The sequence below is a fragment of the Acidovorax sp. Root275 genome (assembly GCF_001428965.1).
Taxonomy (GTDB): domain Bacteria; phylum Pseudomonadota; class Gammaproteobacteria; order Burkholderiales; family Burkholderiaceae_C; genus Acidovorax; species Acidovorax radicis.
In genome coordinates, this window is the sequence record NZ_LMJH01000009.1 from 755,968 (window position 1) to 780,983 (window position 25,016).

24 protein-coding genes are annotated in these 25,016 nt (G+C 67.2%); 17 read left to right on the plus strand and 7 right to left on the minus strand.

Annotated elements, in window-relative coordinates:
- Nucleotides 1-8 precede the first annotated feature (8 nt).
- Nucleotides 9-794, minus strand: a complete 786-nt coding sequence (locus ASE52_RS18450; RefSeq protein WP_010466905.1) for a crotonase/enoyl-CoA hydratase family protein — start codon at nt 792-794, stop codon at nt 9-11.
- Between the two features lie 157 nt (nt 795-951).
- Between ASE52_RS18450 and ASE52_RS18455 the strand changes: the two genes are divergently transcribed.
- From ASE52_RS18455 to ASE52_RS18465, 3 genes are all read left to right on the plus strand, one after another.
- On the plus strand, nt 952-2,172 hold the full coding sequence (locus tag ASE52_RS18455) for a thiolase family protein (protein WP_057228168.1): 1,221 nt from the start codon (nt 952-954) through the stop codon (nt 2,170-2,172).
- A gap of 2 nt (nt 2,173-2,174) precedes the next feature.
- Nucleotides 2,175-3,428 carry a thiolase family protein gene (locus tag ASE52_RS18460; protein WP_057228170.1) on the plus strand — a complete coding sequence of 418 codons (1,254 nt, stop codon included), beginning with the start codon at nt 2,175-2,177 and terminating at the stop codon, nt 3,426-3,428.
- A gap of 82 nt (nt 3,429-3,510) precedes the next feature.
- Nucleotides 3,511-5,082, plus strand: a complete 1,572-nt coding sequence (locus ASE52_RS18465) for an acyl CoA:acetate/3-ketoacid CoA transferase (RefSeq protein WP_057228573.1) — start codon at nt 3,511-3,513, stop codon at nt 5,080-5,082.
- A 132-nt stretch (nt 5,083-5,214) separates the two neighbouring features.
- Here ASE52_RS18465 and ASE52_RS18470 read toward each other — a convergent pair whose 3' ends face one another.
- The gene (locus ASE52_RS18470; protein WP_241777061.1) at nt 5,215-5,682 is read right to left on the minus strand and encodes a MarR family transcriptional regulator; all 468 of its coding nucleotides are present in this window, start codon (nt 5,680-5,682) and stop codon (nt 5,215-5,217) included.
- 204 nt (nt 5,683-5,886) lie between these two features.
- Nucleotides 5,887-7,431, minus strand: a complete 1,545-nt coding sequence (locus tag ASE52_RS18475; RefSeq protein ID WP_057228174.1) for a YifB family Mg chelatase-like AAA ATPase — start codon at nt 7,429-7,431, stop codon at nt 5,887-5,889.
- Between the two features lie 215 nt (nt 7,432-7,646).
- Between ASE52_RS18475 and ASE52_RS18480 the strand changes: the two genes are divergently transcribed.
- The 11 genes from ASE52_RS18480 to ASE52_RS18530 all read left to right on the plus strand — a co-directional run bounded on the left by ASE52_RS18480 (nt 7,647) and on the right by ASE52_RS18530 (nt 17,632).
- Nucleotides 7,647-8,378, plus strand: coding sequence for a TorF family putative porin (locus ASE52_RS18480; RefSeq protein WP_010466916.1), 732 nt, complete (start codon nt 7,647-7,649; stop codon nt 8,376-8,378).
- Nucleotides 8,379-8,425: 47 nt separating this feature from the next.
- Entirely contained in the window at nt 8,426-8,764 is a 339-nt protein-coding gene (gene glnK / locus ASE52_RS18485) for a P-II family nitrogen regulator (protein WP_010466918.1), read from the plus strand.
- Between the two features lie 36 nt (nt 8,765-8,800).
- Nucleotides 8,801-10,348: an ammonium transporter gene (gene amt / locus ASE52_RS18490; RefSeq protein ID WP_010466933.1), complete on the plus strand. Its 1,548-nt coding sequence runs from the start codon at nt 8,801-8,803 to the stop codon at nt 10,346-10,348.
- 263 nt (nt 10,349-10,611) lie between these two features.
- Nucleotides 10,612-11,748 carry a glycolate oxidase subunit GlcE gene (gene glcE / locus ASE52_RS18495; protein ID WP_057228176.1) on the plus strand — a complete coding sequence of 379 codons (1,137 nt, stop codon included), beginning with the start codon at nt 10,612-10,614 and terminating at the stop codon, nt 11,746-11,748.
- Nucleotides 11,749-11,773: 25 nt separating this feature from the next.
- Nucleotides 11,774-12,595: a YoaK family protein gene (locus ASE52_RS18500; RefSeq protein ID WP_035198711.1), complete on the plus strand. Its 822-nt coding sequence runs from the start codon at nt 11,774-11,776 to the stop codon at nt 12,593-12,595.
- A gap of 42 nt (nt 12,596-12,637) precedes the next feature.
- Nucleotides 12,638-13,897: a glycolate oxidase subunit GlcF gene (gene glcF / locus ASE52_RS18505; RefSeq protein ID WP_057228178.1), complete on the plus strand. Its 1,260-nt coding sequence runs from the start codon at nt 12,638-12,640 to the stop codon at nt 13,895-13,897.
- Between the two features lie 129 nt (nt 13,898-14,026).
- Entirely contained in the window at nt 14,027-14,938 is a 912-nt protein-coding gene (locus ASE52_RS18510) for a ProQ/FINO family protein (protein ID WP_057228575.1), read from the plus strand.
- 90 nt (nt 14,939-15,028) lie between these two features.
- Entirely contained in the window at nt 15,029-15,670 is a 642-nt protein-coding gene (locus tag ASE52_RS18515) for an alpha/beta fold hydrolase (RefSeq protein WP_057228180.1), read from the plus strand.
- A gap of 189 nt (nt 15,671-15,859) precedes the next feature.
- Nucleotides 15,860-16,156, plus strand: coding sequence for a DUF2798 domain-containing protein (locus ASE52_RS18520; RefSeq protein WP_192426480.1), 297 nt, complete (start codon nt 15,860-15,862; stop codon nt 16,154-16,156).
- 191 nt (nt 16,157-16,347) lie between these two features.
- Nucleotides 16,348-16,836: a GyrI-like domain-containing protein gene (locus tag ASE52_RS18525; RefSeq protein WP_057228182.1), complete on the plus strand. Its 489-nt coding sequence runs from the start codon at nt 16,348-16,350 to the stop codon at nt 16,834-16,836.
- A gap of 61 nt (nt 16,837-16,897) precedes the next feature.
- A complete protein-coding gene (locus ASE52_RS18530; protein WP_010466953.1) occupies nt 16,898-17,632 on the plus strand; it encodes a YafY family protein in 735 nt (244 codons plus the stop codon).
- A gap of 43 nt (nt 17,633-17,675) precedes the next feature.
- On the opposite strand, the gene ASE52_RS18535 is transcribed toward ASE52_RS18530, so the two are convergent.
- Nucleotides 17,676-18,638: a LytTR family DNA-binding domain-containing protein gene (locus ASE52_RS18535; protein WP_057228184.1), complete on the minus strand. Its 963-nt coding sequence runs from the start codon at nt 18,636-18,638 to the stop codon at nt 17,676-17,678.
- A gap of 182 nt (nt 18,639-18,820) precedes the next feature.
- Here ASE52_RS18535 and ASE52_RS18540 point away from each other — a divergent pair, with 182 nt between their 5' ends.
- Together ASE52_RS18540 and ASE52_RS18545 are read left to right on the plus strand one after the other, a co-directional pair.
- Complete coding sequence (locus ASE52_RS18540; protein WP_057228186.1) at nt 18,821-20,077, plus strand: acyltransferase; 1,257 nt, start codon at nt 18,821-18,823, stop codon at nt 20,075-20,077.
- Nucleotides 20,078-20,118: 41 nt separating this feature from the next.
- The gene (locus ASE52_RS18545; RefSeq protein WP_241777049.1) at nt 20,119-20,613 is read left to right on the plus strand and encodes a GNAT family N-acetyltransferase; all 495 of its coding nucleotides are present in this window, start codon (nt 20,119-20,121) and stop codon (nt 20,611-20,613) included.
- 14 nt (nt 20,614-20,627) lie between these two features.
- On the opposite strand, the gene ASE52_RS18550 is transcribed toward ASE52_RS18545, so the two are convergent.
- From ASE52_RS18550 to lplT, 3 genes are all read right to left on the minus strand, one after another.
- Nucleotides 20,628-21,116: a glutathione peroxidase gene (locus ASE52_RS18550; RefSeq protein WP_057228190.1), complete on the minus strand. Its 489-nt coding sequence runs from the start codon at nt 21,114-21,116 to the stop codon at nt 20,628-20,630.
- 65 nt (nt 21,117-21,181) lie between these two features.
- The gene (locus ASE52_RS18555) at nt 21,182-22,078 is read right to left on the minus strand and encodes a DMT family transporter (RefSeq protein ID WP_010466959.1); all 897 of its coding nucleotides are present in this window, start codon (nt 22,076-22,078) and stop codon (nt 21,182-21,184) included.
- 286 nt (nt 22,079-22,364) lie between these two features.
- A complete protein-coding gene (gene lplT, locus ASE52_RS18560; protein WP_057228192.1) occupies nt 22,365-23,669 on the minus strand; it encodes a lysophospholipid transporter LplT in 1,305 nt (434 codons plus the stop codon).
- Between the two features lie 135 nt (nt 23,670-23,804).
- Here lplT and alr point away from each other — a divergent pair, with 135 nt between their 5' ends.
- Nucleotides 23,805-24,920 (plus strand): alanine racemase, encoded by a 1,116-nt coding sequence (gene alr / locus ASE52_RS18565; RefSeq protein ID WP_057228195.1) that lies wholly within the window; start codon nt 23,805-23,807, stop codon nt 24,918-24,920.
- Nucleotides 24,921-25,016 lie beyond the last annotated feature (96 nt).

Here is a 25,016-nt window from a genome sequence, read left to right on the forward strand (position 1 = left end):
CCGCTTTCTCAGTCCTTCTTGACCTTGGCGGCCTTGCCGTCGAGGAAAGCCCGCACACGCGCCTTGGCTTCGGGGGCGCTCTGGGCGATGGCGGCCATCATGGCTTCGGTCATCAGGCCCTGGTCCGACGGCTGCTCGGCAATGCGCGGCAGCGCGTGCATCAGCGCGTAGTTGGTCAGCGGCGCGTTCTGCGCAATGCGCTGGGCCAGCTCGAAGGCCTTGTCGAACGCCGTGCCGGTGGGCACGAGGTACTGCGCGAAGCCCACGCGCTCGCCGTCCACTGCGTTGTAGACGCGGCCGGTCATCATCATGTCGGTCATGCGCGCCGTGCCGATCAGGCGCGGGATGCGCACCGCGCCGCCGCCGCCCACGAAGATGCCGCGCGAGCCTTCGGGCAGCGCGTAGAAGGTCGACTCGTCGGCCACGCGGATGTGGCAGGCGCTGGCCAGCTCCAGGCCGCCGCCCACCACCGCGCCGTGCAACGCGGCCACCACGGGCACGGGGCCGAACTGCACGCGGTCCAGCGCCGCATGCCACATGCGCGAGTGGTGCAGGCCCTGGCCGGCATCGCGCTCCTTGAGCTCGGACAGGTCCAGGCCGGAGCAGAAGTGGTCGCCTTCGCCATCGATCACCGCCGCGCCCACGGAGGCGGGCAGCGTCTCCATCAGGTCCCGCAGCGCCAGAATCAGGCCGTCGTTCAAGGCATTGCGCTTGGCGGGGCGGGTGAGGCGGATGACCGCGATTTCCTCGTGTTCGCCACGGATTTCAAGGGAGATGTCGGAATGCTTGGTCATGGTGGTGTGTATGAGTTAGGGAAATTATGGTTATCAAAAATAACTAAAACAAGGCCGCAATGGTGCTCTTTGCTAGGTGGTTTCCCTAGCTTTCCGGGGTCGCCATATGGTTATGATAAATAACTAAAATGACACCGACTCATCGCAAGGACCCGCCATGAAAGCCTTCATCCCCTACGGTATCTACTGGTCGTCCCCGTTTGCCAAGTGGCAGGGCTCGCTGGCCAACCTCAATGCCCTGCCGCTGGCGGCCACCGTGGGCAAGCAGGCGCTGGCCGCGCGCGGGTACGACCTGGCGGCGGTGGACCTGGCGATTCTTGGCATCACCAACCCGCAAAAGGGCAGCTTCTATGGCCTGCCCTGGGTCGCCGGCATGATGGGCATCGACCGCGTGGCCGGCCCCACGGTGCAGCAGGCCTGCGCCACCAGTGTGCGCGCGCTGCAGATGGCCGCGCAAGAGGTGGCGTGTGGCACGGCCACCAGTGCGCTGCTGGTGATGGCCGACCGCCAATCCAACGGCCCGGTGGTGTACTACCCCGACTCCAGCGGCACTGGCGGCTACGGCATCACCGAGCACTGGGTGCCCGACAACATGGGCCACGACCCCTACGCCAAGAACCCCATGCTGCAGACCGGCGAGAACGTGGCGGCGCGTTATGGCATCACCACCGAAGAGCAGCACGCGCTCAAGCTGCACCGCTACACGCAGTACCAGGCGGCGCTGGCCAACGACCGCGCCTTTCAAAAGCGCTACATGGCCGACGTGCCCGTCACCGATTCGAAATTCCGCAAGCAGACCGGCACGCTCGCCGCGGACGAAGGCATCTTCCCCACCACCGCCGAAGGCCTGGCCAAACTGAAGCCGGTGAAGGAAGGCGGCACCGTGACCTTCGGCGGCCAGACGCACCCGGCCGACGGCAATGCGGGCGCCATCGTCACCACGCGTGACCGGGCGCGTGCCGTGGCCACCGACCCCGGCATCGAGGTCGAGATCCTGGGCTTCGGCATGTCGCGGGTCGAAGCCGGCTTCATGCCCATGGCGCCGTCGCCGGCGGCCTTCAACGCCCTCAAGCACGCAGGCCTGTCCATCGCCGACGTGCACGCCATCAAGACGCACAACCCGTTTGCTGTGAACGACATCGCCCTGGCGCGCGACACCGGCTTTGCGTGGGAGCGCATGAACAACTACGGCAGCTCCATCATCTGGGGCCACCCGCAGGCGCCGACCGGCATGCGCGCCATCATCGAACTGATTGAAGAGCTGGTGCTGCGCGGCGGCGGCGTGGGCCTGTTCACCGGCTGCGCGGCGGGCGACACGGGCTACGCCACCGTGCTGCGCGTGACCGACAGCAGAACCAGTACAACCACCAAGGTCTGACCATGACAACAAGCACCGAACACTCCTTTTCTGCCCCGCTGAACGCCTGGCTGGTCGACGGCGTGCGCACGCCCATGGTCGACTACTGCGGGCCGCTCGGGCATGTGTCGCCCACCGACATGGGCATCAAGGTGGCGCGCGCCGTGCTGGAGCGCAGCGGTGTTCCCGCTGCCGATGTGAACTCGGTCATCACCGGGTCGATGGCGCAGGCCGACTTCGACGCCTTCGTGCTGCCGCGCCAGATCGGCCTGTATGCCGGCGTGCCGCAGAGCGTGCCGGCCATTCTGGTATCGCGAATCTGCGGCACAGGCTTTGAGCTGTTCCGCCAGGCGGCGGACCAGATTGCCTTGGGCTATGCCGATGTGGCGCTGGTGGTGGGCACCGAGTCCATGACGCGCAACCCCATTGCCGCCTACACGCACCGCACCGGCTTCAAGCTGGGCGCGCCGGTGGAGTTCAAGGACTTCCTGGTCGAGGCGCTGATCGACACCGCCGGCCCGGTCACGATGATCGAGACCGCCGAGAACCTGGCCAAGCAATACGGCATCACGCGCGAGGAGGTGGACGCCTTCGCCTCGCAGTCGTTCGACCGCGCGCTCAAGGCCCAGGCAGACGGTTTTCTGGCGGGCGAAATCGTGCCGGTCACGAGCGAGAAGTTCGAGCTGGCAGGCTATGCCACGCGCGGCATCACCCTGCCGCGCAAGGTGGCGCAGCTCGACCGCGACACGCACCCGCGCCCCTCGCCCGTCGAGACGCTGGCGGGACTGCGCACCGTGTACCCGGGCGGCGTGCAGACGGCGGGCAACAGCTCGGCCCTTGTCGATGGCGCCGCGGGCGCTATCGTGGCGAGCGACGCCTATGTGCAGCGGCGCGGCCTCAAGCCCCTGGCGCGCCTGCGGGGTGCCGCGGCCGTGGGCGTGGCACCTGAAACCATGGGCATCGGCCCGGCGCCGGCCATTCGTGCGCTGCTGGCGCGCACGGGGCTCACGCTCGCGGACATCGGCCTTTTTGAAATCAACGAAGCGCAAGGCGCGCAGACCCTGGCCGTGGGCCGCGAACTGGGCCTGGATCTGAACAAGCTCAACGTGAACGGGGGCGCCATCGCCCTGGGCCACCCGCTGGCCGCCACCGGCGTGCGCCTGACGGTGACGCTGGCGCGCGAGCTGCGCCGCCGCGGGCTGCGCTACGGTATCTCCGGCGCGTGCGTGGGCGGCGGGCAAGGCATTGCCTTGCTCATCGAGAACCCGGATGCTTGAAATTTGAGAGAAACAGGGCTCAAGCGCTTATGGGATAAGCGCGAGCAGCTATCGAAGTAATAGTTTTCAATTGAAGGTCACCATGAAAATCATCACTGCCGCCCAGGCCGGGGCCCTGATCCCCGACAACGCCACCATCTTCCTGGGCGGCCTGGCCGTCTCCAGCCTGCCCGAAGAAGTGCTCAAGGGCGTGGAAAAGAACTTCCTCGATACCGGCCACCCGAAGAACGTGACCACCTGGGCCTGCGGCGCCATCGGCAACAGCAAGGACGCGGGCATGGTGCACTTTGCCCACCCCGGCATGATCAAGCGCACCGTGGCCGGCCACTTCGGCCAGACGGGCGCCGAGATGATGAAGATGGTCTTCGACGGCGAGGTCGAGGCCTACAACTTCCCGCAGGGCAGCCTGTCGCACCTCACACGCCACATTGCCAGCCGCAGCCCCGGGCTACTGACCAAGGTCGGGCTGGGCACGTTTGTGGACCCGCGCATCGAAGGCGGCAAGCTCAACAGCAAGTCCACCGAAGACTTGGTCAAGCTCGTCGAGTTCAACGGCGAGGAGTGGTTGTTCTACCCCGCGCCCAAGGTCGATGTCGCCATCATCCGCGGCACGCTGGCCGACGAGAACGGCAACATCACGCTGGACAAGGAAGGCGTGCTGCTCGAGCAGATCAACATCGCCCACGCGGCCAAGGCCAGCGGCGGCATCGTGATCGTGCAGGTGGAGCGCATCGTGAAGGCCGGCAGCCTGCACCCCAAGTCGGTCAAGGTGCCGGGCGTGTCGGTGGACTATGTGGTGGTCAGCCAGCCCGAGAACCACATGCAGACCATCACCACGCAGTTCAACCCCGCGCTGTGCGGCGATGTGCGTGTGCCGCTCAATTCGCTGGCGCCCATGCCGCTGGACGAGCGCAAGGTCATCGCGCGCCGCACAGCGCTGGAGCTCACGCCCGGCGCCATCACCAACCTGGGTATCGGCATCCCGGCCGGCGTGCCGTCGGTGGCGGCGGAAGAGGGCGTGTCCGACCAGTTCACGCTGAGCGTGGAAAGCGGCATCACCGGCGGCATCCCCGCGCAGCTGGGCGACTTCGGCACGGCCTACAACGCCGACGCGATCATCGAGCAGTCGCTGCAGTTCGACTTCTATGACGGCGGCGGTCTGGATGCGAGCTTCCTGGGCCTGGCGCAGGCCGACAACCACGGCAACGTGAACGTGAGCAAGTTCAACGGCCGGCCCGTGGGCTGCGGCGGCTTCGTGAACATCACGCGGTCCACCAAGCACCTGGTGTTCTGCGGCACCTTCACTGCGGGCGGATTGGAAGTGCAAGTGGCTGATGGGAAGCTCACCATCGTCAAGGAAGGCCGCTCGCGCAAGTTCATCGAGAAGGTCGAGCAGATCACCTTCAACGGGCTGGACGCCGCGCAGCGCGAGCAGAACGTGCTGTTCGTCACCGAGCGCGCCGTGTTCCACCTGACCACCGAGGGCCTGGAGCTGACCGAGATCGCGCCCGGCATCGACCTGGAGCGCGACGTGCTGGCGCACATGGGCTTCAAGCCCATCATGCGCAACGTGAAGACCATGGACGCCGGGCTGTTCCGCGCGCAGTGGGGCGGCCTGGCTCAGGCCATGGCGGCGAAGGCCGCGCAGGCTTGAAGGGCTGCTGGTAGCCGCTGGCCCCGGCCGGCGGCGTAAGGCCAGCAAGCGCCAGCTCGAAAAAAGCCAGCGAGCCCGAGGGGTGCGTTGGCTTTTTGCCGCTGGTGGCTGCAGGGAGCCCCAGCCCGTGCGCTACGACGCGCTCTGCGTGTAGACCTTCTGCAGCAGGCGGATCAGCGTCTTGCGCTCGGCGCCCGTAAGGCTGGCCGTGGCGTCCACCTCCAGCTGCGCAGCCGTCTGCTCGGCCTGTGCGGTCAACTCCACACCGGCAGGCGTCAGGTGCAGGCCCATGGCGCGGCCGTCGCTGGGGTGCGGGCGGCGCTCGATCAGCCCGCGCCGCTCCAGCGCTGCAATCAGGCCCACCAGATTGGGTGGCAATACGTTGAGCGTGGCGCACAGCTGGCGCGACGTGATGCCGGGGTTGTGCGCGACCAGCGACAGCACCGAAAAATCCACCACTTTCAGGCGGTACACCGCCATGCGTTCCATGAACACTTCGATCACGGCGAGCGACGCGCGCCGCGCGTTGTAGCCCACCAGCGTGCGCAGAAAGCCGGTGTCCACGGACTCGGAGGCAGGGGCTGGGGTGGTTGGGGCCATGGAGGCCGTGGTCTTTTTGGTGGGGCGAACGCTGGACATGGGGCGATTGTGGCGGGGGTGGGCGCGGGTTGGCGGCAGTTCGCGAAAAATTTGATTCAAATCAGCCGTTAGCGCTTATTTGATGGCTGTTTGTTGCTATGAAAATAATAGTATTCAGTGTGCGGCCCTTGCCACACACGGCCCACCTGCGGAGCCCATTGCGCTTCAGGCGGGGCTGCGCAGCACGCGGCGGTATTGCACCGCCTCGGCCACATGGCCCACCTCGGTGGTGGGTGCGCCAGCCAGGTCGGCAATGGTGCGCGCCACCTTCAGCGCACGGTGTGTGCTGCGTGCCGACCAGCCCAGGCGCGCGGCGGCGGTGTTGAGGAACTTGGCGGCGGCATCTTGCAGATGCAGATGGGTGTCGATCTCCTGGCCCTGCAGTGCCTGGTTGGTCTTGCCCTGGCGGGCCAGCGCGCGGGCGCGCGCCTGTTCCACCCGCTGGCGGATCGCGGCCGTGGATTCGCCGGCGGGCGCCTGCACCAGTTGTTCGGCGGGCAGTGCGGGCACCTCGACATGCAGGTCGATGCGGTCCAGCAGCGGACCACTGAGCTTGGCCTGGTAGCGGTTCACCTGGTCCGGCGTGCAGCGGCACGCGCGCTGCGTGGAGCCCAGGAATCCGCAGGGGCAGGGGTTCATGGCCGCGATCATCTGAAAACGCGCTGGAAACTCCGCACGCTGCGCTGCACGCGAGATCGTGATGTGGCCTGTCTCCAGCGGCTCGCGCAACGCCTCTAGCGCGGCGCGGGGGAATTCAGGCAGCTCGTCGAGGAATAGCACCCCGTGGTGCGCGAGCGAGATTTCGCCAGGGCGTGGGGGCGAGCCCCCGCCCACCAGCGCCACGGCGCTGGCTGTGTGGTGGGGCGACCCCGTGGGCCTGTGGCCCCAGAGTTCGGGCCGAAAGCGCCCGGCCAGGCTCGCAATCGCGGCGCTCTCCAGGGCTTCCTGCACCGTCATGGCGGGCAGCAGTCCGGCAAAACGCAGTGCCAGCATCGATTTGCCCGAACCGGGCGGGCCTGCCATCAGGGCACTGTGGCCCCCGGCGGCCGCGATCTCCAGCGCGCGCTTGGCCGTGGCCTGGCCTTTGACATCGGCCATGTCGGCGCCGGTGGTGGTGGCGGTCAGGGGCGTGGGCTGCAGCCGCGTCCAACCGTCGTTGTCCACGGCCGCATCGCCCGCGGCCGTGCTGCCGGGCGGCAGGAAGGCCCGCACCACATCCAACAGGTGGCGTGCGCGCACCACCTGTGCATCGGGCACCAGGGCGGCCTCTTCGGCGCTGCCAGGGGGCAGCACCAGCTGCGCGTCGATCTGCTGCGTCTGCAGCGCCAGGCTGGTGGCCAGCGCGCCGCGCACCGGGCGCAGCTCCCCCGACAGCGACAGCTCACCCGCAAACTCATAGCCCGCCAGGCGGCTGCCGTCCACCTGCCCGCTGGCGGCGAGGATGCCCAGCGCGATAGGCAGGTCGAAACGGCCTGAATCCTTGGGCAAATCGGCGGGTGCCAGGTTCACCGTGATGCGCTTGTTGTGGGGGAACTCCAGTCCCGCGTTCTGCAACGCCGAGCGCACCCGTTCGCGGGCTTCCTTGACCTCCACCTCGGCCAGTCCCACCAGGGTGAAACTGGGCAAACCGTTGGCCAGATGCACTTCGACGGTGACAGAAGGTGCCTGCAGCCCCAGAAGGGCGCGGCTTTGCACCAAAGCAAGACTCATGAAGCGGTTTCTCCCCAGATGGGTGCGTTTTATGGTTTTTTAGCGCGGCCGGGTTGCATCGCGCACCAACAAGGTGCAGCATCGTCTGCGCGCACACCGCCACTGTACTTGGGGATCGGTGTAACGCAACGCAACGGCGATGGGGTGGATGCACCGGCGTGTGGCACGGTCCGTGCTTAAAGCGCTCGTCCCTACTTTGTCCAACCGGAGGAAACATGACCCGCGCCATCATCAAGACCCTGGGCGTTGCCCTAGTTGCAACCCTTCCCCTGCTGGCCAATGCCCAGCTCACTGGCAACGTCAGCCTGACCACCAACTACAAGTTCCGTGGCCAGGACCAGGACGTTTCCAAGTCCAAAGCCGTCAAGCCCGCCATCCAGGGTGGTTTTGACTACGCCTTCGGTGACTCCGGCTGGTACGTGGGCAACTGGAACTCCAGCGTGGACTGGCTGGCCAACAACTCCATCGAATCCGACCTGTACGGTGGCTACAAGTTCAAGGCCGGTGGCGCAGACCTCGACCTGGGCGCGCTGACCTACATCTACCCTGGCAACGCCAATGGCAACACCACCGAGCTGTACGGTGCGGCCACCATGGGCCCCTTCACTGCCAAGTATTCGCACACCATCTCTAACGACTACTTCGGCTGGGCTGGCGCCAAGTCCGGCTCGGGCCTCAAGGGCCGCAACACCGGCTACCTGAACTTCGCCTTCGCTCAAGAAGTGGCTCCCAGCGTCACTGTGAAGGCCTCGGTAGGCTTCACACGTTTTGCCAGTGACATCAAGGACCTGGGCGTGCCGAACTACATGGACTACAGCGTGGGCGGTGCCTATGACTTCGGCAGCGGCCTGTCGCTGGGCGCTGCCGTGGTGGGCGCCAACAAGAAGGCCTTCTTCGGCCATGTCAACAAGTCGCGCGTGATCGTCACGCTCACCAAAACCCTGTAAGCAAGTCTCAATGGGCGCACGGTGCGTCCATTGTCGGAGGAACCAAAATGAAAATGGTGACAGCCATCATCAAGCCCTTCAAGCTGGACGAGGTGCGTGAAGCACTGTCGGACATCGGCGTGCAAGGCATCACGGTCACTGAGGTCAAGGGCTTCGGTCGCCAAAAAGGCCACACCGAGCTGTATCGCGGCGCGGAATACGTGGTCGACTTCCTACCCAAGGTCAAGATCGAGGCCGCCGTGGCGGATGACCTCGTGGACCGCGTGATCGAGTCCATCGAAAGCGCCGCCCGCACCGGCAAGATCGGCGACGGCAAGATCTTCGTGACCCACCTGGAGCAGGTGGTGCGCATCCGCACTGGCGAAACCGGCAAGGAAGCGCTGTAAGGGCGCGGCCGTACTACATCCAAGAAGAGAAACGCCATGAAAAAACTGCTTGCTTCTTTCATTCTGGGGTTGGGTCTGCTGACCATGGGCAACCTGTCCCTGGCACAGGCGCCCGCCGCCTCCGAGCCGGCTGCCGCCGCGCCCGCTGCTGCAGCCGCTCCGGCCGCTGAAGCTCCTGCTGCGGCAGCTGCCCCGGCGCCCGCTGCTGCAGCGGCGGCCGCTCCGGCCGCTGCCGAGGCGCCTGCGCCCGTGCCCAACAAGGGTGATACCGCCTGGATGATGACCTCCACCATCCTCGTGATCCTGATGGTCCTGCCTGGCCTGGCGCTGTTCTACGGCGGCCTGGTGCGCAGTAAGAACATGTTGTCCGTGCTGATGCAGGTCATGGTCACGTTCTCGCTGATCGTGGTGCTGTGGTTCATCTACGGCTACAGCCTGGCCTTCACCGAAGGCGGCGCCTTCATCGGTGGCTTTGACAGGCTGTTCATGAAAGGCATCTGGGACAACGCTGCCGGCACCTTCGCCAATGCAGCCACGTTCAGCAAGGGTGTCGTGATTCCTGAAGTGGTGTTCGCCGCCTTCCAGGCAACCTTCGCCGGCATCACCTGTGCCCTGATCGTCGGTGCGTTCGCAGAGCGCATCAAGTTCAGCGCCGTCATGATGTTCATGGTGCTGTGGTTCACTTTCAGCTACCTGCCGATCGCCCACATGGTGTGGTTCTGGATGGGTCCTGACGCCTACGCCTCCAAGGAAGTGGCCGACGCCATGACCGGCAAGGCCGGCCAGATCTGGCAGTGGGGTGCTCTGGACTTCGCTGGCGGTACCGTGGTGCACATCAACGCCGCTGTGGCGGGGCTGGTGGGCGCGTTCATGGTGGGCAAGCGCATCGGCTACGGCAAGGAAGCCATGGCGCCTCACAGCCTGACGCTGACCATGGTCGGTGCCTCGCTGCTGTGGGTGGGCTGGTTCGGTTTCAACGCCGGCTCTGCGCTGGAAGCCAACGGCTTCGCCGCCCTGGCCTTCATCAACACGCTGGTGGCTACGGCTGCGGCCGTGCTGGCATGGTCTATCGGTGAAGCGCTGATGCGCGGCAAGGCTTCGATGCTGGGTGCAGCGTCGGGTGCCGTGGCCGGCCTCGTGGCCATCACGCCTGCTGCCGGCAACGTTGGCATCGGCGGTGCGCTGGTGATCGGCCTCGTGGGCGGCTTTGCCTGCCTGTGGGGTGTGAACGGCCTCAAGAAGCTGCTGGGTGCGGATGACTCGCTCGACGTGTTCGGCGTGCATGGCATTGGCGGTATCGTGGGTGCCCTGCTGACCGGCGTGTTCAACGCCCCTGGCCTGGGTGGCCCTGGCTACGTGGCCGACTGGGTGACCGCCACCATGGTGACTTCTGCCGACTATTCCATCGCCGCGCAAGTCTGGACGCAGACCAAGGCCGTGTTGCTGACCATCGTGTGGTCGGGTGTGGTCTCCTTCGTGGCGTACAAGATCGTTGACCTGACGATCGGCCTGCGTGTCACGGAAGAAGACGAGCGCGAAGGCCTGGACATCACTTCGCACGGCGAAACAGCGTACAACCGCTGATCCGCCTGCGCCCCACGCGCTGCGGTGTCTGGTGGCACCGCAGCGTCGCAACAAGAACAAGCGAGTCACTCCTTTGGTTGTTAAGCCCGCCGGCAACGGCGGGTTTTTTTCGTACCAATGGAGGGCTCGCTGCCTGTTTTGGCATGCATGCCAGAACACCTATCCCCAGACCCGTCTCCCGGCAGCCCCCCAGTCATTTGCACAGGCGCTGTTCAAAAAATTCACGCGCTCCTTGTGTGGCGCCGGACATGGCTGCCGCTACGATGCAAGGCATGGACTTCGCCCTTGCCCAGATCGCCGAACGTGTGCGCACCGCCGCCGCCGACCAGACCCCTTTGCGCATCCGCGGCGGGGGCACCAAGGACTTCCATGGCCTGGCGCTGCACGGCGAAGTGCTCGACACCCGTGTGCTGCGCGGCATCGTGAGCTACGAGCCCAGCGAGCTGGTCGTCACCGTGCGGGCGGGCACCCCGCTGGCCGAGCTGGAGGCCGCACTGGCCGAACAAGGCCAGTGCCTGCCCTTTGAGCCCCCGCACTTCGCAAAAACCCCATCAGACGCTGCCACCGTGGGCGGCATGGTGGCTGCTGGCCTGTCGGGCCCGGCACGTGCCAGTGTCGGGGCGGTGCGCGACTACCTGCTGGGCGTGACCTTGCTCAATGGCAAAGCCGAGCTGCTGACCTTTGGGGGCCAGGTCATGAAGAACGTGGCGGGGTATGACGTCTCGCGCCTCATGGCGGGCGCCTGGGGCACGCTGGGCCTGCTGACCGAGGTCAGCCTCAAGGTGCTGCCCGTGGCGCCCGGCGAGGCCACGCTGCGGTTTGACGACATCAACCAGGCCGACGCATTGCGCAAGCTGCACGCCTGGGGCGGCCAGCCGCTGCCCCTGAACGCCAGCTGCTGGGTGCAAGACGGTGGCGTGGGCACGGTCTATGTGCGCCTGCGCGGCGCCGTGGCGGCGGTCGAGGCCGCCTGCAAAACGATGGGTGGCACGCGCATGGACAACGCCACGGTGGCCGCCGACTGGACGGCCTGCCGCGAGCAGACCCTGCCCTGGTTCACCGCACGTGCTGCACAGCCCGGCCACGCCCTGTGGCGCCTGTCCGTGCCCGCCACGGCCCCGGTGCTGAGCTTGCCGGGCGGCGCGCAGCCGCTGGTCGAGTGGCATGGCGCGCTGCGCTGGGTGCAAGCGCCCGAATCCGCAGGCGACGCCCTGCGCGAAGCCGCTCGGGCTGTGGGTGGGAACGCTTCTGTTTTTGTAGCTGCTAGCGCAGGTGGATCAAGCGCCAGGGGCACATTTGACCTTCAATCCAAGGCGCTGGAGCACATTCACGCCCGGCTCAAGCACAGCTTTGACCCGGCCGGCATCTTCAACCCCGGCCGCATGGCGCGGGCCTGGTAGGCGCGCCATCACTGCGTCCTCCGCCATGCGACGCCTTCGCCACCTCACAGGACACCACCGCACGGTGGCCAGCAACCGGGTGCTGGGCCTGTTGCTCGCCTTCAATGCCGGGGCGGTCAACGCCGGAGGTTTTCTGGTGGTGCACCTGTACACCTCGCACATGACCGGCTTTTTGTCGTCGCTGGCGGACAACCTGGTGCTGGGCCAGATGAAAATCGTGCTGGGTGCCATCGGCGCGCTGTGGGCCTTCATGTCGGGCGCGGGCACCACCGCCATCATGATCAACTGGGCGCGCCAGCGCAGGCTGCGCAGCACCTTCGCGCTGCCGCTGGTGCTGGAGTCCGTGCTCATGCTGCTGTTCGGTCTGGTGGGCGCCATCACGCTCAGCTGGCCCACGCCGTTTGCCGTGCCGATGACGGTGCTGCTGCTGTCCTTCATCATGGGCCTGCAGAACGCCACGGTGACCAAGATGTCCTCGTCGCAGATCCGCACCACCCACATGACGGGGGTGGTGACCGACCTGGGCATCGAGATGGGCAAGATGCTGTACTGGAACCGCACCGGCACGGCGCCCGAATCCCAGGTGCGCGCCAACCAGGCCCGGCTGCGGCTGTTTGCTGGGCTGGTGGGCATGTTCCTGGTGGGCGGCATTGCGGGCGCGGCGGGCTTCAAGCATGTGGGTTTTGTGTTTGTGGTGCCCCTGGCGCTGGTGCTGCTGGCGCTGTCGCTGCCCCCGCTGTGGGCCGACCGTGCCCGGCTGCGCCACCCGTTGCGAAAGTCGCTCGCGCTCAATGTTCCGCTCGACCCACCCCTGGGCCCACCTGCTGACCCACCGGCCACGCGCTGAATCCGTCCTGAAATTTTCTGTTTCTTCGCCCAGGCATGCACCATGCAAACCCAGCTTTCCCCTGAATACCGCGCCCGGGCCGATGGCCTGGAGGCCGAATCCATCCTGCGCAAATGTGTGCACTGTGGCTTTTGCACCGCCACCTGCCCCACCTACCAGCTGCTGGGCGACGAACTGGACGGCCCGCGCGGCCGCATCTACCTCATCAAGCAGGTGCTCGAAGGCGAGACCCCCACGCGCAAGACCCAGATGCACCTGGACCGGTGCCTGACCTGCCGCAACTGCGAAAGCACCTGCCCCAGCGGCGTGCAATACGGCCACCTGGTCGACATCGGCCGCAAGATCGTCGATGAAAAAGTGCCCCGCCCCGTGGGCGAAAAAGCCCTGCGCTGGGCGCTGAAGGAGGGCCTGCCATCGCCCCTGTTTGCCCCCGCCATGAAGGCCGGTCAACTGGTGCGCGGCCTGCTGCCCGCATCCCTCAAGGCCAAGGTGCCTGCGCCCCAAAATGCCGGGGCCTGGCCCACGCGCGAGCATGCGCGCAAGGTGCTTTTGCTGGCCGGCTGCGTGCAACCGGCCATGATGCCCAACATCAACACCGCCACCGCGCGTGTGCTCGACGCCGTGGGCATCCAGACCGTGATCGCGCCCAAGGCCGGGTGTTGTGGTGCCGTCAAGTTCCACCTCAACGACCAGGAGGGCGGCAAGGCCGAGATGCGCGCCAATATCGACGCCTGGTGGCCGCTGGTGGAGCAGGGGCAGGGCGTGGTGGAGGCCATCGTCATGAACGCTTCAGGCTGCGGTGTCACCGTCAAGGAATACGGCCACATCCTGAAGGACGACCCGTTGTACGCGGCCAAGGCCGAGCGCATCAGCGCCCTCACGCGCGACCTCTCGGAGCTGCTGCCCGCCCTGCTGCCCGAGCTGGCCGACAAGCTCGCGGGGCGTGTGCAGCGGCCCGACACGCTGTTTGCCTACCACCCTCCCTGCACGCTGCAGCACGGCCAGAAGCTGCGTGGCGGGGTAGAGACGCACCTCAACCAGCTCGGCTTCAAGCTGCGCACCGCGCGCAACGACGCCCACCTGTGCTGCGGCTCGGCAGGCACGTATTCGGTGCTCAACCCCGACCTGTCTTACCAGCTGCGCGACCGCAAGCTCGGCGTGCTCGGCGAGGCTTTTGGCGATCAGCCGCCCGACATGATCCTGTCGGCCAACATCGGCTGCATCACCCACCTGCAAAGTGGCACAGGCACGCCGGTGCGGCACTGGGTGGAGGTGCTGGACGAGGCGATGCGCGCGGGCTGAGCTTTCATGCGGTGATGGGCTGCTGGCTGGCAAATGGGGCCGCAACAAAGGCAGTTTGGTGCCTGTAGCCGCAACGCTGGCATGATCGAGGGTTTTGTCGCCCCCATTTTTGCCCCGAACTGCAACGCCATGACCGACTCCGTGTCCGCACAAGAACAACCCCACACAGCCCCTGCCGCACCGCTGGCAGCGCCTGTTGCGGCCGAGGCCACCGCTGCCGTGGCAGCCACTGCGCCCATCGCGTCAACCGAAGCCGGGGCGAACCAGCCACGCACAGGCGGCTCGCGCCGTGGTGGCCGCAACCGCCGCAAGCCCGAGGGCCGCGAGGTGTCCCCGGGTGCGGCGGACGCCGCAGTGCCCGTGGGGGCTGCACCAGGCGCAGGCCCACGCGCGCCCCAGCGTGTTCACCCTGCGCTGGAGCAACTGGCCGCGCTGTACCCCCCACTGTTCGGTGCGGTGTTTCGCCCGCTCAAGCGGGGCATCTTCCAGGACCTGCTGGCCGCGCACCCCGAGCTGTTCGAGCGTGAGGCGCTCAAGGTGGCCTTGGGCATCCACACCCGCTCCACGCGCTATCTGCAAAGCGTGGCGGCAGGCGACAAGCGCCACGACCTGCAAGGCCAACCCGTGGAAGACATGGCCCCCGAGCATGTGCACCATGCGCTGCTGGAGGTCTATCGCCGCAAGAAGGCGCGCGCCACTGAAGACCTGCTGCCCAAGCTGCGCAACCGCATGATGGCCGCGTTCGAGGCCTCGGGCCTCACGCGCGAGGCGTATACCGAGCTGGTGCTGAGCCGCGATGACGCCGCCAACGCCATCCTCGAAGAAGCCTTTGCCGAATGGTCGGCGCGCAACGCCAAGGATGAGGCCCTGCTGCGCGCCTTTGAAGCCAGCGGCCAGACGCTGGACGCCTTTGCCGACATGTATGGCATGGTGCCCCGCACGGTGGGGCAGCAGCTGGAGCGCGCGCGCCGGCTGGCATCCGCGGCCGCCGCAGCCGCCAGTGCTGCCGCTGCAGCAACACCTGCGCCCGAAGGCGCATAACTGACCCGGCTGCGGCTGGCCTGCAGGGTGTGACCACCCCACGTGCGTGTTGACAGTCGTGCCGCCTGCAAGGGCGTTGGAAAGATCTTGATGCGTGCGCCTGAAAAACTCATCTTCCTCCCGGGCGTGGGGGGCAACCCCGCCTTCTGGCGGCCTGTGGCGGACGCACTGCCACAGCCTGCAGCGCATGTGTTGCTCGGCTGGCCGTGGTTTGGTGCCGCGTCCCCGGCCGACCTGCCCGCCACGGGGGCCCGGGATATGCAGGACCTCGTGGCGGCCACCACGGTGCACATGGACCGGCCCTGCGCGCTCATTGCGCAATCGATGGGAGGCGTGGTGGCTCTGCTGGCCGCACTGGAGCGGCCCGAGTGGCTGACGCACCTGGTGCTGGTGGCGACTTCGGGCGGTGTCCCCATCGACGATCTGCACCCCGAGGATTGGCGCCCAGGCTTCCTGCAATCCAATCCTGCGTTTCCGCAGTGGATGGCCGATGTGCGCCTGGACCTGTCCGCCCGCCTACCCTCGGTGCAGGCACCCAGCTTGCTTTTGTGGGGGGATGCAGACGCCATCAGCCCCACTGCCGTGGGGCAGCGTTTGTCCGGGCTGCTGCCCCACAGCCAGATGCATGTGCTGGCGGGCGGTGGCCACGACCTGGCCGTGACGCACGCGGGCGCAGTGGCTGCGCACATTGCAGGCCATCTGCAGGGCGCACCACAGCGCCCCAAGGCGTAGCGCACGGGCGGCTTAGAATGCCAGTTGTGACCCGGTTCATGGGTTGCCGTAAGCGTTTACGTCAATCAACGCGCCAACCAACACCGGCCCTGCCGGGGTGGTGGTCCCCGGTTCGCAAGTGGCACGGCAGGTCGTGCGCGCGGGCTGGGGGCGGCGCCTTGCTTGACCGGTTTGCTTTCTGGAACTTCAATGAACCAACCTTCGTCTCCTCGCACCTCTGGGTCCTCGTCCTCCAGGACCTTTTTCGGCCTGCGCAAGCTCCCTGCGCGTTCTGCGGCCTGGGTCACGCCGCTGCTGTTGTCGCTGCTCATGACCTTCATCGTGTCCCTGATCAGCACCCTGCGTGTGGTGGGCTTGTCGATGGACGTGCCCCGTCTCTGGATGAGCTCCTGGGCGTTGTCCTGGCTGGTGGCGTTCCCCACGCTGCTGCTGGTGCTTCCGCTGGTGCGCCGGGCCACGGCCGCCATCGTGGAGCCACAGGGCTGACAGCCTGTCCTCCCGGACCGCGCGGAAGCTGCTGACGCCCCGTGTCAGCAGCCTTCCGCCTGCGGCTTGAAGAGCCTGCACGCTACTGACATCAAGGTGTCAGTAGCAGACCCGCACCATTCGTCCCTCGCAGCTGCACACCCTGATCGATCTGCCGATTGATCCCATTCACTGACCAGAGAGGACCCGCCATGACAAACACCCCCGCAACCATCCAGATTCCCGCATTCAGCGTGGCCGGCATTGCCGTGCGCACGCGCAACAGCGAAGAGATGAACCCCGCGATCGCACGCCTCGGAGGCCTGTGGGACCGATTTTTCAGCCAGAGCTGGGAGCGCAAATTGCCCAGCCGGGGCGACGACGGGCGTATCTTCGGTGTGTACAGCGGCTACGAGTCCAACGAACATGGCGCTTTCGATGTGACCGCCGGTGTGGCCGTGGCTGACCCGGATCTGGCTCAGGCCGTGCCCGGCGCTGCCCGCATCGATATTCAGGAAGGCGACTACCTGGTTTTCACCGGCCAGGGCGACATGCCGCAGATGGTGATCGACACCTGGGTTCGCATCTGGAATTACTTTGCCGAGAATACGCAGGTGCAACGCCGCTTTGGCACCGACTTCGAAGCTTATGAAGGCCCGGACCGGGTGGCCATCCATATTGGCGTCATGCTTCCAAATTAGTAGCGATCAGCGCTTGTTTTTCAGGCGCTATTGCCCGAAATCACTGAAAAATCGAGATCCCATGCGCCGCGCTGACCGCCTGTTCCAGATCGTCCAGCTCATCCGGGGGCGGCGCCTGTCCACCGCCGCCTTCCTGGCCGAGCGGCTCGAAGTCTCGGCCCGCACCATCTACCGCGATGTGGCGGACCTCCAGCACCAGGGCGTGCCCATTGAGGGCGAAGCCGGTGTGGGCTACCGCCTGGGCGCGGGCTTCGAGCTGCCGCCACTCATGTTCAGCCAGGGCGAAGCCAATGCGCTGGTGGCCGCTGCGCGGCTGGCCCAGGCCTGGCTCGATGCCGGGCTGGCGCGCGAGGTGGAAGGCGCCTTGGGCAAGATCCTTTCGGTGCTGCCCCCGGCCGCGCGCGTGGCGGCCGAGGCGCAGGCGCTGTATGCGCCGTCCGTGGGGCTGGACCCGCGCGTCCAGGCCACCCTGCAGGCCCTGCGCGAGGCGGTGCACAGCCGGCATGTGGTGCAGATCGACTACGCCGACGTCCAAGGCCGTCCCAGCCTGCGCCGCCTGCGCCCGCTGGGCTGCTTTTATTGGGGCAAGGTCTGGACGCTTTCAGCCTGGTGCGAGCTGCGGGGCGATTTCCGGGGCTTTCGCATCGACCGCATCGTGGACCTGGTGGTGCTCGACGAACAGTTTCGCCAGGAGCCCGGCAAGACACTGGCCGACATGCTGCGCAAGGTGGAGGCGGAGATGGGCTCGTGTCCGCCAGAGTGGCCGGCTGCGCAGACACCCGGGTTGAATGCCTGAGGGGTCCGCGCAGGCGCGCGCACCGGCTCGCATGCGTCACGCGCTATCGTGCCGTCGTCACCAGCCCGTCCCGGTACCGCCGGCTACAAGGCACGCTGCTCCCATCCTTCATCACCAGACGCGCATCGCCGCTGTCCAGCGGCTCAATCTCGGCGATGGCGTCCAGATTGACGGCGTAGCTGCGGTGCACGCGCACGAAGCGTGTGGGGTCGAGCTGCGTTAGAAAGTCGGTGAGCGTGGAGCGCAGCAGGTAGTCGTGGCCGTTCACATGCAGGCCCACGTAGTTGGCCTCGGCCTGCAGCCAGGCGATGTCGCCCGCAGCGATCAGGAATTCGCGGCGCAGCTTGCGCACCAGGAAACGTTCGGGGCGTTGGGGGGGAGGGGCGGCCGGGGCCTGGGGCGTTGATGCCGGGGCTTGCGTGGCCGTGGCTGCCCCGGGCGCACCCGGCGTGTGGAGCGGCGGTTCTGGCTCTGCGGGCGGCTCGGGGGCATCCAGCACGCGGGCCTCGCCCTGCAGGCGCAGCAGCAAGAAGCGGTAGCTGACCAGCGCACCCAAGGTAAGCGTGTAGCTGCGCACATCCTTCAAATATTCATAACCCCACTGCGTCCACCAGCCGGGCGGCTGGTAGTGCTCGCCCAGGGCCGCGTAGCCCGCATGGCGCAAGGCCCACATGCCCGCCAGATGCACGGTGCAGTACACCACGCTGGCCAGTACATGCCAGGGCAGATGGCGCCGGAGCGTGCCCCTGCGCAGCACAAAGCGCCGCTCGAAGGCCACCACGGCCGGGATCAGTGTTGCGACCACTGCCACGCTCGACAGCTCCCACAGCAGTGGCTCCCACGCCGCCACGGATCTGCCGGAGCCGCGCAGGTCGATCCAGGTCACCACCGTGTTGAAGGCTGCCTGCACCAGCAGCACCGCGGCCCAGAAGCCGACCTCGGCACGCCGCCGCAGGGCGCGGTCGTGGGGGTAGCGGTCGATCCAGGCGGGCGCGGGGGCGGTCATGGATGGCAAGTGTAGGCAGGGCCGTGCGCCGACGGGCGGGAGTTTCCCCCGGAGCGATTCCTTTTCGTCCCTGCCACCCGCCGCTCGTCCCTGCGGCGCCCCGGCCCGTCCCCTGGGAACACCGCACGATGGGGTGGGGGCCCAGCATCCCGCCCTGTGATCCACCCTGCCTGACTTGTGCCATGTCTACCCCTTCCTGCGCCTCCGCCCCCGTCCGCCGCCATGACATTGATGCGCTGCGGGCGCTGGCCTTTGGCTTGGTCATCCTTTACCACGTGGCGATGTATTACGTGGCCGATTGGCATTGGCACCTCAAGAGCCCGCACGCGGCCGAATGGCTGCAGACCCCCATGCGGGCGCTCAACCTCTGGCGCATGGACCTGGTGTTCCTGGTCTCTGGCCTGGCCTTCGGGCTGGTGCGCCGGGGGCAGACGGTGCCTGGGCTGGTGCGGCTGCGCAGCCTGCGCCTGCTGATCCCGCTGGCCTTCGGCATGGCGGTCGTCGTGCCCTACCAGCCCTACGCGCAGGGGGTGGCCAACGGCCTCATTGCGCCGGGCTTTGGCGCCTTTTTGCTGCGCTACTACGCTGGCAGCACCTGGCCGGCGGGGGCGTTCGATGGCTGGGAGGCGGGCGTCACCTGGAACCACCTCTGGTACCTGGCCTACCTGTGGGTCTACACCGTGGTGCTGGCCGCGCTGCTGCCCCTGGCCGAGTCTGCCGTCGGCCAGCGTGTGCGCCGTGCCTTCCTCCACCTGCGGGGCTGGGCGCTGGTGCTGATGCCCGTGCTGCCGCTGGCGCTGTACTCGGTACTGCTGTGGCGGCATTTCCCACCCACCCACGACCTGATCCATGACGGATGGCTGCATGCCGTGTACTTCACGGTGTTTGTCTACGGCTACTGGATCGGGCTGGATACCGGCTTGTGGACGGAACTCGTGCGCCTGCGCTGGCACACCCTCGCCCTGGCGCTGGGGGTGCTGGCGCTGTACCTGGGGCTGCTCGGCTTGGCACAGCAGTACGGGGTTCGGGCCGCGCGCTTGCCCCTGCGCGTGCTGGCGGACGTGTACCTGTGGGCCGCGCTGATCGCCATCCTGGGCTGGGCCCACCACCGCCTCAACCGGCCCTGGCCCTGGCTGCGCTGGGCCAGCGAGTCGGTCTACCCGTGGTACATGCTGCACCAGACGGCCATCATCGTGCTGGTGGTCTGGCTGGCGCCTGTGCAACTGGGGCCCGTGGTGGAGCCGCTGGCCCTGGTGGCCGGGACGGTGGTTCTGTGCTGGGGGCTGACCGCTGTGGTGCGGCGTGTGGGATGGCTGCGGCCGCTGTTCGGGTTGCCGGGCCGAGGCAGGGTGCCGATGGCCCAAGGGGCGGTAGCGGGTTTGCGCGCAGACCCGCTGCCGCGGTGCGTTGAGGGCCGCAACTTGCCCAGCCGGGACTGAGGAAGAAGGGTTTTCGGGGGGTGCCCGGAGACAATGCATCCATGTCGTCCAACTCCCATGATCCCACCGTCCTGCCCTTGGTGCGGCCCGCGACCGACGCCGACCTTGCCAGCCTGGCCCGCGTATGGCGCAGGGCCTGGTGTTCCGCCAACCCATCCGTGGCGTCGGTGGCTCCACCAGACCACTGGGAGGCGCGGGTCCGTGCGGAGTTTGGCCTGCCGTGTGTGACGCTGGTACGTGCGATCGGGCAAGAGGTCACGGCGTTTCTGGTGCTGGACATGGCCCACGCCCATCTGCACCAGCTGTTTGTGGACCCCGACTGCCAAGGCCAGGGCGTGGGGGCTGCGCTGCTGCAACAGGTGCATCACCTGTGCCCAGGCGGCTGGACCCTGCATGTGGCCACCGCCAACCACAGTGCGCGGCGCTTTTATGCGCGGCATGGCCTGGTGGAGGGGGCTGTCGATACCCATCCGGCCACGGGCCGGGAGCGCGTGCTGTGCCGGTGGCTCCCCCCTGCGGCAGCGGCCGCAGGCTGAACACGTTCTGAGCGTCAGGCGGCGAGCGCTGCCTCGATGTCGCCTGCCAGCTTTTTCGGCGCATCCTGCGGCGCGTAGCGGCGGATGACGCGGCCGTCCTTGCCGACCAGGAACTTGGTGAAGTTCCATTTGATCGCCTTGCTGCCCAGCAGCCCGGGGGCTTCGGCGGCAAGCCACTGGTACAGGGGCGACGTATTGGCCCCGTTCACGTCGATCTTGGCCATCATCGGAAAGCTCACGCCGTAGTTGAGCTGGCAGAAGCTGGCGATCTCGTCGTTGCTGCCGGGGTCCTGGCTGCCGAACTGGTTGCAGGGGAACCCCAGAACCACAAGGCCCTTGTCGGCATAGTCCTTGTGCAGTTCTTCCAGTCCGCCGAACTGGGGCGTGAAGCCACAGGCGCTGGCCGTGTTGACGATGAGCAGCACCTTGCCCTGGTACTGCGCAAGCGGCACGGTCTTCCCGTTCATCTGCTGGGCTTCAAAGTCGTAGATGCTGGTGGGCATGCGGAACCTCCGGGGTTGGGATGACGCCCCATGGTAGCCGTTGGCTCTCGGCGCGCGCGCCCCGCTCAGTGGGCCGTGGCGCCGGGGCGGCGAAACTGCAGCGCCGCGAGCAAGGACGCCAGCAGGATCAGCGCCCCACCCAGCACGGTGCGCGTGCTCAGGGTGGCGGCGCCCAGCAGGGCCGACGACACGCTGGCAAACATCACCTCCGACAGCATCACCAGCGCCGTGGTGCCCGCCGCCAGGCGTGCGGCGCCGAATTGCAGCGCCCAGTTGCCCAGCATCAGCACCCCCGCCAGCAGGAGGCCGGTGACGACCCAGGTGCTGTTGGGGGCGGGGAAGGGCTCGACCACGCCCACCTGCAGCCCGATGCCAGCTACGGCCAGCGCCATGAGCATGCAGCCGCCGAACATGGTGACCATGCGCGCAGGCCCCGGCACGGCGTGCAGGCGGCGCAGCGTGACATTGGTGAGCGCGAACATGAAGCCGCCCAACAGGGCCAGGCCGTCGGCCAGGCTCAGGTTCTGCAGCAGGCGCGCCGCGGGAGCGCCCTCGGGCAACAGCACCAGCACCACGCCCGCGAAGGCCAGGGCCAGGCGCAGCAGTGCCGAGGGTGTGGGCCGCTCGCCCAGGATGCGCCAGGCCAGCAGCACGGCCCAGGCGGGCATCAGGTAGAACAGCAGGATCACGCGCACCACGTCGCCAATGGTCACGGCCCAGTTGAAGGCCACGTTGTTCAGGCCCGAGGCCAGCGCCAGCAGCCACAGCTGCGGGTGGTCGCGCACCTGCCGCAAGATGCCCGGCCGCCAGGCCAGCAGCGCCACCAGCACCACGGCGTACATCGACGCCGTGGCCCACAGCGGATGCAGCCCCGCCTGGTGCATGCGCTGGAACGGCCACCACGCCAGGCCCCAGACGAAAGCGTTGAACAGCAGGGCGGCAAAGGGCAGGGGTGAATGCATTGAGAATAAAAACAGGCTCTGGCGCTTGATGAATAAGCGTTAATAGCTATCAATTATGTAGCAAATAGTTCCATGCAGCACAGCCGTTAAAACTGGCACGCTCCCCTACCAGTGCACCCGTGGAACTGGCTCTGCCAGGCCACGGGGTGCGTCCACCTCCCGCGCAGCGAGAGAGGGGGAAGGCGCGCAGCGCCTCAGGGGGAGCCTTCCGTGATTCCAGGCCACCGGGTGCGTCCCCCTCCGGGGGAAGCGGCGCAGCCGCACAGGGGGGCTTCGCAATCAGGAGTCAGTGGTGCGTATCGTGCCGCGCAATGTGCAGCAGGTGGTTCACTTCGTCGCGGTAGTTGATGCAGTTGCGCTGGTGCCAGCGGCGGATGATCCACATGATCCCAGCCACCACGAGGCCGAAGGTGATGATCGCGCCAAACACCGACAGGCCGAGCTTGAGCGACAGGCTGTAGAACGCGCCCAGGCCCAGGATGCAGGCCTGCTCGTTGAAGTTCTGCACGGCAATCGAGCGGCCCGCGCCCATGAGGTTGTGGCCCCGGTGCTGCAGCAGCGCGTTCATGGGCACCACCAGGTAGCCACCCAGGCCACCCAGCAGGATGAGGAAGGGAATCGCCAGCCAGATGTTGCTGATGAACACCATCAGGATCAGCAGCAGCCCCATGGCGATGCCCAGGGGGATGACCTTGGTCGCCATGTCCAGGCGCATGCGCATCGAGGCCACCACCGCCCCCACGGCGGTGCCGATGGCCACGACGCCGGTGAGCGCCGAGGCCTGCGTGGTGTTGTAGCCCAGCGCCACGGCGGCCCACGCCAGCACGATGAACTTGAGGTTGCCGCCCGCGCCCCAGAACAGGGTGGTGGTGGCCAGCGAGATCTGGCCGAGCTTGTCGCGCCACAGGCGGCCGTTGCAGGCCCAGAAGTCGGGCAGCAGGCCCAGCGCGTTCGAGAAAATGCCGCGCGACGTGTCGCTGCGCATGGGGCGCATCTCCACCCCGGTGTGTGGAATGCGGGTGTTGAACCACGCGGCCAATGCGTACACCGCGATCAGCGCGGCAATGGCCGATTCGGCGGGCGTGTCCACACCCGTGTCGATCATCGGGATGTCGATGCCCAGCAGCAGGCGCGACAGGTGCTGGCCCACCAGCTGGCCGCCAAACAGTACGCCGAGGATGATGGACGCGATGGTGAGCCCCTCGATCCAGCCATTGGCCTTGACCAGTTGAGAGGCTGGCAACAGCTCGGTGAGGATGCCGTATTTGGCGGGCGAGTAGGCCGCAGCGCCCAACCCCACCACCGCGTAGGCAATGAGCGGGTGCGAGCCGAACAGCATCATCAGGCAGCCCACCACCTTGATGGCGTTGCTGACGAACATGACCTTGCCCTTGGGCAGGGCGTCGGCAAAGGCGCCGACGAAGGGCGCCAGCACCACATAGAACAGCGCAAACATGGGCACCAGGGCCGCGCGTTGCCACTCGGGGGCACCTTCTGTGCGCAGAAGCTCCACGGCGGCCACGAAAAGTGCGTTGTCGGCCAGCGAGCTGAAAAACTGCGCCGACATGATGGTGTAAAAACCGCGCTTCATCGAATGGCTGTTGGCTGCATCAGTTCGGCTGATGCCCTGTTAAATGTGGGGACCCTGGCAAGTGACGGACGGTTATATCACGCGGATAAACGGCCACGGTGCCAGAATCCGGTGCTTCCCACCCGGTCAAACCCCATGCCCCGTCCCATTGCCGCCACCATCCACACCGCCGCCCTGCACCACAACCTGGAGCGTGTCCGACAGGCGGCCCCCGATGCCAAGGTCTGGGCCGTGGTCAAGGCCAATGCCTATGGGCACGGCATCGAACGCGCGTACGAAGGCCTGCGCGGCGCCGACGGCTTTGCGCTGCTGGACCTGGCCGAGGCCGAGCGCGTGCGGCAGCTGGGCTGGCGTGGGCCCATCCTGCTGCTCGAAGGCGTGTTCGAGCCACGCGACCTGGAACTGTGCTCGCGCCTGGGCCTGTGGCACGCGGTGCATTGCGACGAGCAGATCGACATGCTGGCCGCCCACAAGACGCAGGTGCCGCACCGCGTGTTCCTCAAGATGAACTCGGGCATGAACCGGCTGGGCTTTGCGCCACAGCGCTTTCGCGCAGCCTGGGCGCGGCTCAACGCGCTGCCGCAGGTGGACGAGATATCGTTCATGACCCACTTCAGCGACGCCGATGGCCCCCGGGGCGTGGCCCACCAGCTGACTCTGTTCAACACCGCAGCGCAAGACCTGCCCGGCGAGCGCACGCTGAGCAACAGCGCCGCCACCCTGCGCCACGCGGCGGACGCGCGCGTGCGCGCCGACTGGGTGCGCGCCGGCATCGCGCTGTATGGCAGCGCCCCCGACTACCCGGAGCATGACGCCAGCCACTGGGGCATGCGCCCCACGATGACACTCGCCACCCGCCTCATCGCCACGCAGCAACTGCAGGCGGGCGACACCGTGGGCTATGGCTCGCGCTTCACGGCCGAGGGGCCGCTCTTGATCGGCGTGGCGGCCTGTGGCTATGCCGACGGCTACCCGCGCCACTGCGATACCGGCACGCCGGTGCTGGTCAACGGCGTGCGCACGCGGCTGGTGGGGCGGGTGAGCATGGACATGGTGACGGTGGACCTCACGCCGCTGCAACAGGCGGGCGTAGCCGCGGGGTTTGGCGCGGAAGTCACGCTGTGGGGCCAGGCCAGCAATGGCACGGTGCTGGGCGTGGACGAGGTGGCCAGCGCTGCGGGCACCGTCAGCTGGGAGCTGCTGACGGCGTTGGCCCAGCGTGTGCCTGTGTCGGTGGATGGCATCGGCTGAGCCGATCCGTCGACAAGTTCACGCAAGGCGGGGCGCGGGGCTGCACTGCCGGGCCAAAGTGGTGTGAAATGGCGCGGCGCCGACACGCAACACCGC

What these genes read in the sequence shown, in the direction of transcription:
- ASE52_RS18450 (WP_010466905.1), bottom strand. Translation starts at nt 794, where the DNA reads ATGACCAAGCATTCCGACATCTCCCTTGAAATCCGTGGCGAACACGAG.
- ASE52_RS18455 (WP_057228168.1), top strand. Translation starts at nt 952, where the DNA reads ATGAAAGCCTTCATCCCCTACGGTATCTACTGGTCGTCCCCGTTTGCC.
- ASE52_RS18460 (WP_057228170.1), top strand. Translation starts at nt 2,175, where the DNA reads ATGACAACAAGCACCGAACACTCCTTTTCTGCCCCGCTGAACGCCTGG.
- ASE52_RS18465 (WP_057228573.1), top strand. Translation starts at nt 3,511, where the DNA reads ATGAAAATCATCACTGCCGCCCAGGCCGGGGCCCTGATCCCCGACAAC.
- ASE52_RS18470 (WP_241777061.1), bottom strand. Translation starts at nt 5,682, where the DNA reads ATGGCCCCAACCACCCCAGCCCCTGCCTCCGAGTCCGTGGACACCGGC.
- ASE52_RS18475 (WP_057228174.1), bottom strand. Translation starts at nt 7,431, where the DNA reads ATGAGTCTTGCTTTGGTGCAAAGCCGCGCCCTTCTGGGGCTGCAGGCA.
- ASE52_RS18480 (WP_010466916.1), top strand. Translation starts at nt 7,647, where the DNA reads ATGACCCGCGCCATCATCAAGACCCTGGGCGTTGCCCTAGTTGCAACC.
- glnK (WP_010466918.1), top strand. Translation starts at nt 8,426, where the DNA reads ATGAAAATGGTGACAGCCATCATCAAGCCCTTCAAGCTGGACGAGGTG.
- amt (WP_010466933.1), top strand. Translation starts at nt 8,801, where the DNA reads ATGAAAAAACTGCTTGCTTCTTTCATTCTGGGGTTGGGTCTGCTGACC.
- glcE (WP_057228176.1), top strand. Translation starts at nt 10,612, where the DNA reads ATGCAAGGCATGGACTTCGCCCTTGCCCAGATCGCCGAACGTGTGCGC.
- ASE52_RS18500 (WP_035198711.1), top strand. Translation starts at nt 11,774, where the DNA reads ATGCGACGCCTTCGCCACCTCACAGGACACCACCGCACGGTGGCCAGC.
- glcF (WP_057228178.1), top strand. Translation starts at nt 12,638, where the DNA reads ATGCAAACCCAGCTTTCCCCTGAATACCGCGCCCGGGCCGATGGCCTG.
- ASE52_RS18510 (WP_057228575.1), top strand. Translation starts at nt 14,027, where the DNA reads ATGACCGACTCCGTGTCCGCACAAGAACAACCCCACACAGCCCCTGCC.
- ASE52_RS18515 (WP_057228180.1), top strand. Translation starts at nt 15,029, where the DNA reads ATGCGTGCGCCTGAAAAACTCATCTTCCTCCCGGGCGTGGGGGGCAAC.
- ASE52_RS18520 (WP_192426480.1), top strand. Translation starts at nt 15,860, where the DNA reads ATGAACCAACCTTCGTCTCCTCGCACCTCTGGGTCCTCGTCCTCCAGG.
- ASE52_RS18525 (WP_057228182.1), top strand. Translation starts at nt 16,348, where the DNA reads ATGACAAACACCCCCGCAACCATCCAGATTCCCGCATTCAGCGTGGCC.
- ASE52_RS18530 (WP_010466953.1), top strand. Translation starts at nt 16,898, where the DNA reads ATGCGCCGCGCTGACCGCCTGTTCCAGATCGTCCAGCTCATCCGGGGG.
- ASE52_RS18535 (WP_057228184.1), bottom strand. Translation starts at nt 18,638, where the DNA reads ATGACCGCCCCCGCGCCCGCCTGGATCGACCGCTACCCCCACGACCGC.
- ASE52_RS18540 (WP_057228186.1), top strand. Translation starts at nt 18,821, where the DNA reads ATGTCTACCCCTTCCTGCGCCTCCGCCCCCGTCCGCCGCCATGACATT.
- ASE52_RS18545 (WP_241777049.1), top strand. Translation starts at nt 20,119, where the DNA reads ATGTCGTCCAACTCCCATGATCCCACCGTCCTGCCCTTGGTGCGGCCC.
- ASE52_RS18550 (WP_057228190.1), bottom strand. Translation starts at nt 21,116, where the DNA reads ATGCCCACCAGCATCTACGACTTTGAAGCCCAGCAGATGAACGGGAAG.
- ASE52_RS18555 (WP_010466959.1), bottom strand. Translation starts at nt 22,078, where the DNA reads ATGCATTCACCCCTGCCCTTTGCCGCCCTGCTGTTCAACGCTTTCGTC.
- lplT (WP_057228192.1), bottom strand. Translation starts at nt 23,669, where the DNA reads ATGAAGCGCGGTTTTTACACCATCATGTCGGCGCAGTTTTTCAGCTCG.
- alr (WP_057228195.1), top strand. Translation starts at nt 23,805, where the DNA reads ATGCCCCGTCCCATTGCCGCCACCATCCACACCGCCGCCCTGCACCAC.